We start from the raw sequence: 13774 nt of genomic DNA, 5'->3' as shown, positions 1-13774 counted from the left end.
GTGATTATCGCCGTCCGGTGCCGCGCTTGATTATGTCAGTGACTGACGATAATCTCGCGGCGTGGTCGACAGTGTGGCGGATCTCACCTGGCCCGAGGCGGGCGCGCGCGGCGGCGCGATCCTGGCCGTGCCCGTCGGCGCGACCGAGCAGCACGGGCCGCACCTGCCGCTGTCCACCGATACCGATGTGGCGCTGGCACTGTGCCGCAGGGTGAGCGCGGCGCGGCCGCAAGTGCTTGTCGCGCCCGCGATCCCGTACGGCGCCAGCGGTGAGCACGCCGACTTTCCCGGCACCCTGTCCATCGGACAGGCCGCGCTGGAGTTGGTGCTCGTCGAGCTGTGCCGCAGCGCCACCGCGAGTTTCGCGCGCATCGTGCTGGTCAACGGACACGGCGGCAATATCGAACCGCTGCGGCGCGCGGTGGCCCTGCTGCGCGCGGAATCGCGTGACGTGCGCGCGTATTCGCCGCGCGGATATTCCGATCCGCACGCGGGCCGCTCCGAGACCGCACTGTGCCTGGCCATCGATCCGGCGGGCGTGCGCCTGGACCGCGCCGAGAAGGGCGTCACCGCACCGCTTTCCGAGCTCATGCCGCGACTGATGGCCGAAGGCGTGCGCGCCGTCAGCCCCAATGGGGTGCTCGGCGATCCCACGGGCGCGACCGCCGCCGAGGGGCGCGCGCTGCTCGACCGCTCGACCGACGATCTGCTCGACCGACTCCGGCTGTGGTGGCCGGAACATCTCCAGGAAGGACAGCCCTGATGAACCCGTGGTTCGAAACCGTCGCCGAGGCCCAGCGGCGGGCCGAGAAGCGATTGCCGAAATCGGTCTACGGCGCGCTGATCGCCGGATCCGAGCGCGGCCAGACCATCGAGGATAATCAGCGCGCCTTCACCGAACTCGGCTTCGCCCCGCACGCCGCCGGTCCGATCGGCGCCCGCGATCAGTCGACCACCGTTGTCGGGCAGCGACTCTCGATGCCGGTCCTGATCTCGCCCACCGGAGTGCAGGCCGTGCACCCCGACGGTGAGGTCGCGGTGGCCCGCGCCGCCGCCGCGCGCGGAATCGCCATGGGGCTCAGCTCTTTCGCCAGCAAGCCGATCGAGCAGGTGATCGCCGCGAACCCGGCCACCCTGTTCCAGCTCTACTGGTGCGGCGGCAAGGACGAGATGCTCGAACGCATGGCGCGCGCGAAAAGCGCGGGGGCCGTTGGGCTGATCCTCACCCTCGACTGGTCGTTCTCGCACGGCCGCGACTGGGGCAGTCCGGTCATCCCCGAGAAGCTGGATCTGCGCACCATGCTGAAGTTCGCCCCGCAGACCGTGATCAAGCCGCGCTGGCTGAGGACCTACCTGCGCGCCGGGACGATTCCGGATCTCACCGCACCCAATATGGCCGTCGGGTCCGGGGGCGCGCCCGGATTCTTCGCCGCCTACGGCGAATGGATGGGTACGCCCGCACCGGATTGGGACGATGTGCGCTGGATCTGCGATCAGTGGGACGGTCCGGTCATGTTGAAGGGCGTCATGCGGGTCGATGACGCGCTGCGCGCGGTCGACGCCGGGGTAGCGGCCATCTCGGTGTCCAATCACGGCGGCAACAATCTCGACGGCACGCCCGCCGCCGTCCGGGCGCTTCCGGTGCTGGCCGAGCGGGTCGGCACGCAGGTCGAGGTGCTGCTCGACGGCGGCATCCGGCGCGGCAGCGATGTGGTGAAGGCCGTGGCGCTGGGTGCGCGGGCGGTGATGATCGGCCGCGCATACCTGTGGGGTCTGGCCGCCAATGGTCAAGCGGGCGTGGAGAATGTGCTCGACATCCTGCGCGGCGGTATCGATTCCGCGCTGCTCGGACTGCGCAAAACCACGGTGGCCGAACTGGATCGGGGTGACCTCGTGGTGCCAGACGGCTTCGAGCGGGTGCTAGGCGCCGGGTAGGTCCCGGTGGTGTGCGAGCAGCGTGTCGTAGATATCGGCCAGCGCCGCCAACTGCTCACGGTCGAGGACGTCGAGCATATGTCTGCGCACGCTGCTGATATGGGCGGGCTGGGCGCGGGCGAGCACCTCGCTGCCGCGCTGGGTGAGTCGGGCGGCCGTGCGGCGGGCGTCGTCCGGAATCGGTTCGCGCACCACCAATCCGCGCTTCTCCATGCGGGTGATCTGGTGCGAGAGCCTGCTCTGCGACCACTCCAGTCGGGCGGCCAGGTCCGCGAAGGTCAGCCGGTGCTCGCCTGAGTTCGCCAGGTTGACCAGGACCGAGTATTCGATATAGGTGAGGTTCGACTCTCGGGTCGAGTCGCGCCCCACCGCGGCGGCGATCAGATCGCGAGTGCGCACGAATCCGAGCCACGCGCGCATCTCGACGTCATCGAGCCAGTGAGGATCGCTCACGGTGTCTCCAAATTCTGACGTGTCAGGTAACAAGTAGCACCACCGAGTTGAACGTGCAACCTATGCGTGGCATCCGAGGAAGGCTTGCCTAACCAAGGGGTGAGCGGGGGCCGTGGATACGCTCGCAGACGTGACGACCCCGGAGTTCCGCTATTCAGATCTGCTGCCGCTCGGCGCGGACGACACGCCGTATCGGCTGCTCACCACGGAAGGGGTCAGCACGTTCGACAGCGGCGGACGGACCTTCCTGCAGGTCGATCCCGAGGTGCTGCGGCTGCTGACCGCAGAGGCGATGCACGACATCAGCCACTACCTGCGCCCCGCGCATCTGACGCAATTGCGCCGCATCATCGACGATCCGGAGTCCAGCGGCAATGACCGCTTCGTCGCGCTGGACCTGCTCAAGAACGTCAATATCTCGGCGGGCGGTGTGCTGCCCATGTGCCAGGACACCGGCACGGCCATCGTGATGGGCAAGAAGTCCGAGGGCGTGCTCACCGGCGCGGACGATGCCGAATGGATCAGTCGGGGCGTCTTCGACGCGTATACAAAACTGAATCTGCGCTACTCCCAACTCGCCCCGATCACCATGTGGGACGAGAAGAACACCGGCTCCAATCTGCCCGCGCAGGTCGAGTTGTATTCCGCGCCGGGCGATCGGGCGCATCCGGCCTACAAATTCCTGTTCATGGCCAAGGGCGGCGGTTCGGCCAACAAGTCGTTCCTGTACCAGGAGACCAAGGCCATCCTGAATCCCACCCGGATGCTGGAATTCCTGGACGAGAAGATCCGCTCGCTCGGCACCGCGGCCTGCCCGCCGTACCACCTCGCCGTCGTGATCGGCGGCACCAGCGCGGAATTCGCGCTCAAGACCGCGAAATACGCCTCCGCGCACTACCTGGACCACCTGCCCACCGAGGGATCGGTCGCCGCGCACGGCTTCCGCGACCTCGAATTGGAGGAGGAGGTCTTCAAGCTGACCCAATCCTTCGGTATCGGTGCGCAATTCGGCGGCAAGTACTTCTGCCACGATGTGCGCGTGGTGCGCCTGCCCCGCCACGGCGCGAGCTGCCCGGTGGCGATCGCGGTCTCGTGCTCGGCCGATCGGCAGGCCCTGGCCAAGATCACCGCCGAGGGCGTATTCCTGGAGCAGCTCGAGCGTGAGCCCGCCCAGTACCTGCCCGAGCAGACCGATGACATCCTCGGCGGCGATGTGGTGCGCGTCGACCTGAATCGGCCGATGTCGCAGATCCGCGACGAACTGTCGAAATATCCGGTGCAGACGCGACTCTCGCTGACCGGTCCGCTGGTGGTGGCCCGCGATATCGCGCACGCCAAGATCAAGGAACGGCTCGACGCGGGCGAGCCGATGCCGGAATACCTGCGCGAGATGGCCGTCTACTACGCCGGTCCGGCCAAGACGCCGCAGGGGTACGCGTCCGGATCGTTCGGGCCGACCACGGCGGGCCGGATGGACTCCTACGTGGATCAGTTCCAGGCGGCGGGCGGGTCGTACGTCATGTTGGCCAAGGGAAATCGCTCCGCGCAGGTGACCAAGGCGTGCAAGGAGCACGGCGGGTTCTACCTCGGCTCCATCGGCGGACCGGCGGCGCGGTTGGCGCTGGACTGCATCAAATCCGTCGAGGTCCTCGAATATCCCGAACTCGGCATGGAGGCGGTGTGGAAGATCGAGGTCGAGGACTTCCCGGCCTTCATCGTGGTGGACGACAAAGGTAACGACTTCTTCGCCGAGACCCAGAAACCGATCGCGCTGCGAGTTCGCACCCGCTCCAAAGAGCGGATCTAAAGGCTCGCGCCTGCGCCTTCCCCGAGTTGGCGACACCTACGGCTAACATCGCCGGCATGTTGCTGAGGTATGTCGAACGGGGGTCGCGAATTCTGGGAGCCGCGGCGGCGCTGACCGCCGTGCTGGCGGGGACGGCGCACGCGGCGCCCACCGATCAGCGCGCCGCGCTCGGGTCGGCGGCGGGGACCGAGGGACTGGACCCGTCGCTGGCGATGGCCTACACCCTGGCCGAGCGCGAGGCGCACGCCCAGGGCGTGCCGCTGTCCATCACCTCCGGGTATCGCACGCCGGAACAGCAGCGATGGCTGTGGGAGGACGGTATCCGCACCCACGGCAGCCCGGACGAGGCGCGTCGCTGGGTGCTGCCGCCCGAGGAATCCACCCACGTCTCCGGTCGGGCCGTGGATGTCGGCCCGCAGGGGGGTGCGCAATGGCTGGAGGCCAATGGCTCCCGCTGGGGTCTGTGCCGGATGTATGGCAACGAGTGGTGGCATTTCGAACTCGCCACCCTGCCCGGCGCCGCCTGCCCGCCCGTGCGGCCGGACGCGCACGACCGGTAGCCGCGCGAAATCGGCCGGTTCGATCCGCCCCGGCCCGCAGTCGGTGCAGGATGGGATTCGTGCCCGTCAAGACCCGCAGTGATGCTCGGCGCAGCCGATCGATGCTGGTCGATGCGGTCGGTGGCCTGCTGGTAGCCGGGCGGCTCGGGTTCTCGATCCCGGAGTTGGCCGGGGCGGCGGGGGTTGGGGTGGCCACCGCCTACCGGCATTTCGCCACACCGCAGGATGCGATGCTGGCTTTTCAGCGGCGGGCCATCGAGCGGCTGGTGCTCGCACTGGGCGCGGTCGAGCCGGACGGCAGCCCGTTCGCCCGATTCCGCGAGTGCTGCCGCGCCTGGGTCGCCGAGACCAGCACCTGGGGTCCGGCGCTGCGGCATATTCGCAGCAGCAAGGGATTCATCGAGCGGCTCGGTGCGGGCGATGAGGCCGTCCTCGCCCTGCACGACCTGCTCGCCGGGGTGCTGGGGCCGCTTGTCGCGCAGGAGGAGAACCTCACCTACGCGGTGCTGCTGTGGATCACCCTGTTCGACGAGCGGGTGGTCTACGACTTGGCCGTGGTGTGCGGTTGGCCGCCCGAACTGGTGACGACCCGGCTTACCGCCGCGCTGGTCGGGGCGCTGGGCATCGGGGGCTGAGGCAGCAGCCAGAACAGCGCGATCGTCGCCAGCAGGCTGACCGCGCAGGTGCCGACGGCGAAGAGGGTGACCCAGCCGGACCCGCCGCTCGACTCCCACAGGGCGGTCGCGATCAACGGTGCGAAACCGCCGACCACGATCGAGGCCTGCACCACCAGCGAAGCCCCCGAATACCGCACGTTGGCCGGAAACAGGTCGGCGATGATGATGCCGCCGACGCTGTGCCCGATCGGCAGCACCACCCCCATGCCGAGCAGCGCCACCCATACCGCGGCCCTGCTCCCGGTGTCCAGCAGCGGGAAATAGACCGCGCACCAGACCAAGAGCGCGCCGAGCCCGATCGCGAAGATCCAGCGCGTGCCGAACCGGTCGCCCAGCGCACCCCACAGCGGCATGCTCGCACACCACAGCACCGCCGCCACGATCACCGCAAGCAGCAGGTAATTCCGGCTGAGGCCGAGATCTTTCACACCGTAGGTCAGGGTGAAGGCCATGAACAGGTAGACCACCACGCCGGTGGCCACCGCCGCGCCCAGGATCAGCAGCAGCCGAATCGGACCGAGCCGCAACGACTCCCGCAGCGGGAAGGCCACCACCTCGCCGCGCGTCCTGGCCGCGATGAAATCGGGCGATTCCTCGATACCCACTCGCACCAGCAACCCGACCAGCAGCAGGACCGCGCTGAGCAGGAACGGGATTCGCCAACCCCACTCCAGGAAGGCCGATTCGGGCAGCAGCGCGCTCACACCGAGGAAGATCGCATTGGCCAGGATCAGCCCGCCCGGTGTGCCCATCTGCGGATAGCTCGCGTAGCGATTGCGCAGGCCTGGCGGCGCGTACTCCATCGAGAGCACCACCGCGCCGGTGCCTTCACCGCCGAGTCCGACACCCTGGATCAGCCGCAGCGCCACCAGCAGCACGGGCGCCCACACGCCGATGCTCGCATAGTTGGGCACCAGCCCGATCGCGGTGGAGGCGAGACCCATCAGCAGCAGTGAGGCGATCAGCGTGGATCGGCGACCGATCCGGTCGCCGAAATGTCCGAAGATCAGCCCACCGAGCGGGCGCGCGCCGAAACCGACGGCGAAGGTGCTGAACGCGGCCAGGGTGCCCGCGGCCGGGGACAGCGTCGGGAAGAACTGCTTGCTGAAGATGAGCGCCGAGGCGGTGCCGTAGAGCATGAAGTCGTACCACTCGAGGGTGGTGCCGACCATGGTCGCGGCGGCGACTCGGCGGGGGAGTGCGGTGATCACGAATGCCTGCGAACTATCTGGATCGGGTTGGTTGTCAGACGGATTCTAGAGTGAGGCCGCCCTCGATGGTGTGGGCCACCCTGCGGCGGCCGGGTGAGCCGAGGGCGGCGGTGAGATCCGAGCCGTCGTGTTCGGCGAGCAATTCGCCGCTGTCCCACACCAGCAGCGTCGCGCTGACCGTGTGCTCCGCCGTGGAATGCGCGAGATCGTAGTGGGCGCAGCCGGGGACGTGCGCATAGGTGATCCACAGGTCGTATCCGGTCATGAACAGGTCGAGATCGAACTGCACACTCAACCCGAGCAATTCGCTGCGACCGTTGTCGTCGACACCGGCGAACGCCTCGTCCAGCGCCAACAGGCGCGGGGCCTGCGGATCGGCCGAATCCAGCATGACGTGCGCGGCCGCGAACAGCGGCAGATGCAGGGAGACCGACTGCTCGCCGCCCGAGAGCGCGCTGTGGCGGGCCACGGTGAGTTTGTCCTCGCTGCCCGTGCCCGAGACGATGGTGAACGAGAACACCCGCCACGCGCGGTAATCCAATGTGGCGGCCAGGATTTCGGGATAGGACCGCTCCGGGTGCGCGGCCCGCGCGGCCCGGATCTCTGCGGCGAAATGCGCGCGGATGGCGGCCAGGTCGTCGGGGGTGAGCGCGGCGGCGTCGCGGTCGAGCAGCTTGCACACCGCGCGCGCCGCCTCCGATAGCGCGTCGGCCAGCACCCAGTGCACGCCGATGGTATTGCCCGAGGACATGCGCCGCTGTTTCATCTCCGCACCCATCCTGGCGATGAGTTCGCGCGCGTCGCCGGTGCGCTCGTGGATCTGCTGGGCCAGACCGGTGAGCAGCGCGTCCTCCAGGATGCGGCGTTCGGCGTCGGTGAGCAGCAGTTCCTGATCGCGGCGGGCGGCATTGATGCGGGCGGCGAAATCCGCCAGCGCGGCGATACCGCTGTCGTCCTGGACCTGCACCACGGTGAGGCCGTCGGCGGCATCCCATTGCAGGCGGTAGTCGCGGCCCGAGGCGGCCAGTGCCGCGTCGAACTCCTGCAGCGCGGCGGTCACCGCGCTGCGGGTGGATTTGCGGCTCGCCTCGCTCGCCTTCACCGCTGCGGTCGCGGCGGCGAGGTTGTCGAACAGTGCGGCCACCTCGTCGGGCAGCACCCTCGAATCGGACTCCGGACCGGCGGCGGCGATCCGGTAGAGCAGTTGCTCGGGAGTCGACCATGCCGCGTCGCTGCTGGGCCAGCGGCCGTCGGGGGAGCCGCCGAGCAGGGTCAACAGATCCGGGCGGGCATAGGGCGCAAGGGTTTTCACCTCCGCCAGCACCTCGGTCAGCGCGGTGCTCAACGATTCGTGCGCGGTGCGGTAGGCCGCCTCGGCGTCGCCGACCGCCTCTATCGCGGCGTTGGCCGCCTTGCGCGCCGTCTTCTGCTCGGCCTTCGTCGCCTCGATCCTGGCGCGGGCCTGCGCCAACTCCCGATCGATATCGGCCGCGCCCGCACCCAGCGCCTCGCGCAGGGTTTCCAGCTTGCGCAGTTGTTCGTCGTAGCCCGACCGCGCCGCCTCGGCTTCCTCCGCGAAAGCCTCGGCCAGGTCCCGCGCCTCGTCGTGGCGGTCGGCGCTCTCGCGTTCGCGTTCGCGTTCGCGTTCCAGATCGGTACGCAGGCGCAGCAGGCCGGTGCCGACATTCTCGAAGTGGCGGATGGCGGCGGCCAAGGCGTCGAGATCGCGGGCCGCGCGCGGGGTGCGGTGCGTGGCGGCGGCGGCGCGGAGTTTCTTGTCGACGGCGGTGGCCTCGGCGACGGCCTGGTCGAGGTCGCGTTCGGCCTGGGTGGCGGTTTCGCCTCGGGAGCGCAGCATGCCCGCGGCTTCGGAGACGGTGCGCAGGGCGGCGCCGATCGCTGCCGGGCGGGGTAATGCCTTGGCGGCGGCGGAGATTCGGGTCAGCGTCGCTTCGGTATCGACGGCTGCTTCGTGGGCGGCCTGTTCTTCCGCCGTCGCTGTCCCGAGCGCGGTTTCGAGTTCCGCGAGTCGCAGTTCGCGACGGCGGGTGCGGGCCGTGGCGCCGATGAACTCCGCATCGGGCTTGTGGTGGCGGCCCAACTGGATGCCTTGGCGGAAGCCGCCTGTCGTGTCGATCGAGACGAGTCCGTCGGCAGGATGCTCATGCAGGGCGATCGACGCGAGAATCGCGGTGACGGTCTCGCGCGGGATGGTCGGGTCGTCTTCCACGACGAGCACCTCCGCGAGGCTGCGCTCGGAGGGGCGAAGTTCGACGGGGAGTGGCGCCAGGAATTGCTCGGAGGTGTATTCGGTTGGGGGCGTTTCGGATACCCACGCGTCCAACAGGTTCGCGGCTTGCAGTGCGGCCTCGATACCCGCGGCGGCGGTAGGGGAGAGGTCGTCGGCGAAGCGGACCAGGCGCCACAGTGGCGCACCGGGCAGATTGCCGCGGTCGTCGGTGCGGGCGGCGAAAGAAGGTGGGGCGTCGTCGGTTTGGGCGGCGATGGCGGCGCGCTCGGCATCGAGTTCGGCGCGGCGGGTCGCGGCGGCGGTGGCCCGTGCCCTGGCTTCTTGGCGGCGGGTGCGGATCTCGTCGACCATCGATTCGGTGCGTTCGGCGAGGATTTCCGCAGGGGTGGCGGCGGTATCGGAGCCCGCCAGGGTCAGTGCCGTGTCCAGTGCGTCGTGCAGTCCATCCGCGACCGGGGCGTAGACCTCGCGGTGGGTCGCCCACCAGCCGCGCAGTGCGCCCGCGGCCTCGGTGCGGGCCAGAACCACGGCGGCCTCCGCGTGCGCCACCTCGGCCGCGGCGGCATCGCGCAGTTCGCGGGCGCGTTCGGCGAGGCGTTCGGCCCTGGTGCGCTCGGCGGCGGCGGTATCCATGAGCGCCAAGGTTTTTCGGACCGCGCGGACATCGGCGTCGCGTTCCTCGGCGCGGGCGCGGACGGTGACGGTGAGTTGGTCGGCGCGGGCGTCCTCGGCGGGGGCGGTCCAGGCGATGCCCGCTTCCTCGGCGGCGGAGCGCAATTCGTCCTCGCCTCGGGTGCGAGCGGCGGCCGCCGCCTGGACCGCGGCCCGGCCGCGTTCGGCCTCTTGGGCGCGCTGGTCCAGGGTTTGCCGGGCCTTGAGGGCCTTGTCGCGGTGGACGCCCGCGGAGGTCTCGAGCCTGCGCACGGCGTCGGCGAGGTCGTCGAGTTGCTGCTTGCCCTCGTAAGCGCTGGAGCGCTGCAGGGTTTCGCGGTCGTTGAGTGCCTGTTCGTAGGCGTGGTCGGCCTCGTCGGCGCGGGTTTCGGCGGCGGCGCGCTCGGTGTCGCGGCGTTCGCGCAACGCGGTGGCGGCGAACAGGGCGGTCCCCGCGTGGGTGACGGCATCGAGGCGGGCGCGCACCTGATCGACATCCGTCTTCGCCTGCACCGCCAGATATTTCCGGTAGACGCCGACGAAGGCGCGGGTGGCCGCGTCGGCGTGCACCAAGCCCTCCAGGGTGCGGCCCACCTCCTCCATATCGCTGAAGGAGCGGGCGGCGTCGAGGACGAGCTGATCGTCGAGTGGGCGCAGACCGTCGGTCAGTGCCTGCGAAAGTCCGCGCGGGTCCAGGTTTTTCGCCAACTGCGGGCGGCGCAGCGTGAGGATCAGATTGATGAGCTGGTCGTAGCGCTGGGCGCCGAGGCCGAACATGCGCGCGTCGATGGCGGTGCGGTACTCCACCGGGCGGTCCACGATGGCGTCGGTGCCGATCTGTTCGGCCAACTGCTTGCGGGTGAAGGGGCGATCGTCGGGACCGATGAGGGAGAAGTCGACGCCGACCCGACCGTCGGCCACGAAATACCAGCGGGTGACCTTGTCGGAGGAGCGGGTGGCGCGCATCCCGATGCCTATGGTCACGATCTCGGGATCGTCCCAATCGCCGCGCGCGAACTCCATCCACACATAGGAGTAGGCCGATTCCTGCTTGCGATAGAGCAGATTCGACTTCATGGTGCGCTCCTCGCCCGCGAACGGGTTGAGCCTGCGCGGCTCGATGCGCCCGTCGAGGACGAAGGGGAACAGCACCTCCAGCGCCTTGGTCTTGCCCGAACCATTGGGGCCGCGCAGCACCAGACGTCCGTCGGCGAAGCAGAATTCCTGGTCGCGGTAGTCCCACAGGTTGACGATGCCCGCGCGGGTGGGGACGAAACGCACCCCGCTGTGAATGAGCGACATGTCAGATCCCTTCCGTGACCATGGTTTCGGCGGCCGTGACGAACAGTTCCTCGGCCCGTCTGGTCCGCACGGTGACCACCGCGCCGCGATAGCGGGCCAGCGCGGGCAGGATCAGCAGACCGTCCTCGGCCGTGCGGAGCAGGCGCAGCCGCTGCAGCAGGGTGAGCACCTCACCGGTGAGGCCGGGCACATCGGCCTGCCACTGCGCGGCGAAGGTCGCGCCGTAGCGGTCGGCGAGCGCCTGCACCGTCTCGCGCACCCAGGCCATGGGTACGAACGGATACTGCTGTGGCGCTTGGAATTCCGATTCCTCGGGCGAAACCTCCTCGGCCGCTTCGATATCCGGGTCGGCCATGGGGGTGAACAGGGTGGACTCCGGTATGGCGGCATCCAGTCGATCGGCCAGATCGTCATCGTATTGCAGTGCGCCCGTGCGGGTTTCGAGCGGGTTGTCGATATCGAGCACCAGATCGGCGATCTCGCCGACCAGCAGCAGCGCCACCTGGGCCAATGTGCCGGTGCTCGGGAACCGGGTGTCGGAGAGGCGGCCGGAGATATCGATGAGCGCGACGCCCTCGGCCCGGCGCTCGGCCCGCAGACCCGTCAGCAGTTCGACCTCGGCGACGAGCCGGTCCTGACCGAGCAGCGGCCGCTCCTGCGGCGCGAGGTCCTCGGCGTACACGACCGGCCGTTCGACCAGTGCGCGCCGGACCCGGCGCGCACTCTCGGCGAGGGTTCGCGGCGCTTCGGCGAGCAGACCCGCGACGCTGTGCAGATGCTGTAGCGCCCGCGGCGGCCGGAACAGCGCGAAGACCACCGGGCGGTCGATATCGTAGAGCGCCTCGCCCGCTTCGGGATCGGCCGCCCAGCCGCCCGCGTCGCCGTCGGCGAGGGTCAGCGCCCCGCGCACCGCCAGCCAACCGACCGCGTCCACGAACGCGTCCCGATCTGCCGACCTGTCGGTGGACAGTGCCAAGCCCTCGATCCGGCCGGTGTAGGCGGCGACCTGATCGGCCAACTCCGACAACGTGATCTGATCGCCCGCGCGACCCAGCGCGGCCAGGGCCAGCGCCAGGTAGGCGTAGCGGCGGCGGTCGAAGACGCGGTCGGCGGCGGTGCGCGCGGGGCGGCCCGGATCCAGTCTGTCGACCAGGGGGAAGACCCGCGCCGTCGTTTCGGTGACCTCGAGGCGGTAGCCGAACAGTTCGGCAAGATCCTCGCGCAATTCGGTGGCCCAGCGCCGGATCAGCGGTAGCGCGATCCGATCCGGATAGGTCCTGGTGACAAGGTGATTGGCCAGGACGACCCTGGCCGCGCGCTGATAATTGTCCAGCGCGAGGGCATTGATGCGGCGCGCCTGGATCATGCGCGACCGCCGCGGCGGGTGGGGCGCACCTCGAGTTTGCGCTGGTTCAGATGCAGCAGGCCGCGCGTGGTGCGCACCATCGTAGAGCCCGTGTGCTCGGAGACGGTGAGCGTGACCCCGCTGTCGGATCCGGTTGTGCCGTCGACCCTTCCGCTGACCGGCACCCAGGCCGTGGAGGCCGCGTCGAGCAGCCGCAGCAGCACCTCGGTCTCGCGCTCGTCGAGGGTGCGCTCGTGGACATCGCCCGCGGCGAGGGAGGTCGCGGCGGCGGCGCGGGCGCGCTGGGCGGCGAGTTGGGCCTCGCGCAGGCGGCGCACGCCCGCGTCGTTGCGTTGGATGCGGGCGGGCGCGCCGGGGGTGGGCGTGCGGCCCGTCTCGGCCAGGGTGCGCGAGATCTCCAGCGGTGGGGCCGCCCACCAGGAGCGGCCGGGCGGAATCAGTTCGGCGTCGGGATGTTCCATGGACAGGTGGCGCGGCCTGCCCAACCCGAAGACGGCGTCGAACAGGGCGTGCGCGCCCTCCGCGCTGGGCGCGGCCATGAACCAACCGGCGAGATGGCGCAGCGCCGACTCCCGGCTTACCCCGCCGCGCCGGGTCTCGGTGACCCGCCGCAGCAGCGACAGCACCGCCGCGATGGCGCTCATGGTGGCCTCGCGCAGCCGGTCCGCCTCGGTCTGCTCGGCGCCCGATCCGTCGGCGGCGGGCAGTGCGACGAACCAGGTGCGCAGCCCCTGCCAGCGGGCGTGCCAATCCGCCTGCCGCTGCGCCTGACTCAACAGCACCCGCTCATCGCAGCGGGCGGCCCGCTCGATGAGGTCCGCGATGCCCGTCTCCTCGATGACCGCGATGGCGCCTGCCAGGCGCGGGGCGAAGCGTGCCAGATCCATGCTGAACTCGCGCATATGGGCCAGCAGCGTGTCCTTGTGCGCGAGAAAGGATTCCGGGGTGATCTCGGTGGTGCGCACCAGGTCGCCGAGGGAGAGGTAGAAGTGCGCGGCCCGCGCCGCCATATCGGTGAGCGCCGCGTCGAGTCGGCGCAGGGTGCGATAGACGCGCTCCGCGTCGCCCGCGCGGTTCACCTCGGCCAGCGTCTCCAGATCGGCCAGCAGTTCCGGCAGCACGAGTCGCGACAGCGCCGCCTCGTCCAAGCGCGCGTCGAGGACGCCCGCCACTGCCCGATATGCCTGAAATCCGGCTCTGGAGAACTGATATACGAAATGCCGATTGCGATATTCGGCGAGTGTGGCGGCCCGAGTGCCGTCGTAGCTGCGCTCGAGCACGCCCCACCGGTGCAGTTGGTCGAGCAGCGGGCCGATCTCCGCGCCCGTGAGTTCGACCGACGCGCGCGCCTCCCGCTCGATCCAGCGCGCGACATCATCGGCGTGCAGCAGCACGACATAGGCGGCGCGCGCCGCGTCGAACGCGTGCAGCACCGAGAGGTACTCGGTGCGTTTCTCGGCGACGGCGAAGGAGAACAGCCGCAGCCGCTCATCGGCGGAGTCGGTCACCGGCACTAGCGTAGTGGCAGGCACCGACCGGTTTGCGGGGGCATTGCTATTGA

10 protein-coding genes are annotated in these 13774 nt (G+C 69.7%); 5 read left to right on the top strand and 5 right to left on the bottom strand.

The features are described from left to right. Positions 1–61 precede the first annotated feature (61 nt). Together mftE and mftD are read left to right on the top strand one after the other, a co-directional pair. Complete coding sequence (gene mftE / locus D5S18_RS32790) at positions 62–763, top strand: mycofactocin biosynthesis peptidyl-dipeptidase MftE (protein WP_120045021.1); 702 nt, start codon at positions 62–64, stop codon at positions 761–763. Next, positions 763–1935, top strand: coding sequence for a pre-mycofactocin synthase MftD (gene mftD, locus D5S18_RS32785; protein WP_120045020.1), 1173 nt, complete (start codon positions 763–765; stop codon positions 1933–1935). The genes mftE and mftD overlap by 1 nt, the downstream gene beginning before the upstream one ends. On the opposite strand, the gene D5S18_RS32780 is transcribed toward mftD, so the two are convergent. After that, on the bottom strand, positions 1921–2388 hold the full coding sequence (locus tag D5S18_RS32780) for a MarR family winged helix-turn-helix transcriptional regulator (RefSeq protein WP_120045019.1): 468 nt from the start codon (positions 2386–2388) through the stop codon (positions 1921–1923). The two genes, mftD and D5S18_RS32780, sit on opposite strands and share 15 nt — an antisense overlap. A 130-nt stretch (positions 2389–2518) precedes the next feature. Here D5S18_RS32780 and D5S18_RS32775 point away from each other — a divergent pair, with 130 nt between their 5' ends. Genes D5S18_RS32775 through D5S18_RS34655 form a run of 3 tightly spaced genes read left to right on the top strand, consistent with a single transcriptional unit; the run spans position 2519 to position 5390 of the window. After that, positions 2519–4195 (top strand): fumarate hydratase, encoded by a 1677-nt coding sequence (locus D5S18_RS32775; protein ID WP_120045254.1) that lies wholly within the window; start codon positions 2519–2521, stop codon positions 4193–4195. Positions 4196–4251: 56 nt separating this feature from the next. Then, the gene (locus D5S18_RS32770) at positions 4252–4755 is read left to right on the top strand and encodes a M15 family metallopeptidase (protein ID WP_120045018.1); all 504 of its coding nucleotides are present in this window, start codon (positions 4252–4254) and stop codon (positions 4753–4755) included. A gap of 59 nt (positions 4756–4814) precedes the next feature. Next, the gene (locus D5S18_RS34655; protein WP_147404334.1) at positions 4815–5390 is read left to right on the top strand and encodes a TetR/AcrR family transcriptional regulator; all 576 of its coding nucleotides are present in this window, start codon (positions 4815–4817) and stop codon (positions 5388–5390) included. Here D5S18_RS34655 and D5S18_RS32765 read toward each other — a convergent pair. The 4 genes from D5S18_RS32765 to D5S18_RS32750 all read right to left on the bottom strand — a co-directional run bounded on the left by D5S18_RS32765 (position 5297) and on the right by D5S18_RS32750 (position 13697). Continuing rightward, complete coding sequence (locus D5S18_RS32765; protein ID WP_120045253.1) at positions 5297–6604, bottom strand: MFS transporter; 1308 nt, start codon at positions 6602–6604, stop codon at positions 5297–5299. The genes D5S18_RS34655 and D5S18_RS32765 overlap by 94 nt on opposite strands. Before the next feature lie 73 nt (positions 6605–6677). Beyond that, complete coding sequence (locus D5S18_RS32760) at positions 6678–10847, bottom strand: TIGR02680 family protein (RefSeq protein WP_120045017.1); 4170 nt, start codon at positions 10845–10847, stop codon at positions 6678–6680. Between the two features lies 1 nt (position 10848). Continuing rightward, on the bottom strand, positions 10849–12210 hold the full coding sequence (locus tag D5S18_RS32755; protein ID WP_120045252.1) for a TIGR02678 family protein: 1362 nt from the start codon (positions 12208–12210) through the stop codon (positions 10849–10851). Beyond that, positions 12210–13697, bottom strand: a complete 1488-nt coding sequence (locus D5S18_RS32750) for a TIGR02677 family protein (protein ID WP_120045251.1) — start codon at positions 13695–13697, stop codon at positions 12210–12212. The genes D5S18_RS32755 and D5S18_RS32750 overlap by 1 nt, the downstream gene beginning before the upstream one ends. Between the last annotated feature and the right edge of the window lie 77 nt (positions 13698–13774).

The organism is Nocardia panacis (genome assembly GCF_003598715.1).
GTDB lineage: Bacteria > Actinomycetota > Actinomycetes > Mycobacteriales > Mycobacteriaceae > Nocardia > Nocardia panacis.
The sequence above is the reverse complement of the archived record's forward strand: the minus strand, read 5'-3'. Positions and strand labels throughout refer to the sequence as shown.

Excerpts from the sequence above, each read along its gene's own strand:
- mftD (WP_120045020.1), top strand. The coding sequence starts at position 763 with ATGAACCCGTGGTTCGAAACCGTCGCCGAGGCCCAGCGGCGGGCCGAG.
- D5S18_RS32770 (WP_120045018.1), top strand. The coding sequence starts at position 4,252 with ATGTTGCTGAGGTATGTCGAACGGGGGTCGCGAATTCTGGGAGCCGCG.
- D5S18_RS32765 (WP_120045253.1), bottom strand. The coding sequence starts at position 6,604 with ATGGTCGGCACCACCCTCGAGTGGTACGACTTCATGCTCTACGGCACC.
- D5S18_RS32760 (WP_120045017.1), bottom strand. The coding sequence starts at position 10,847 with ATGTCGCTCATTCACAGCGGGGTGCGTTTCGTCCCCACCCGCGCGGGC.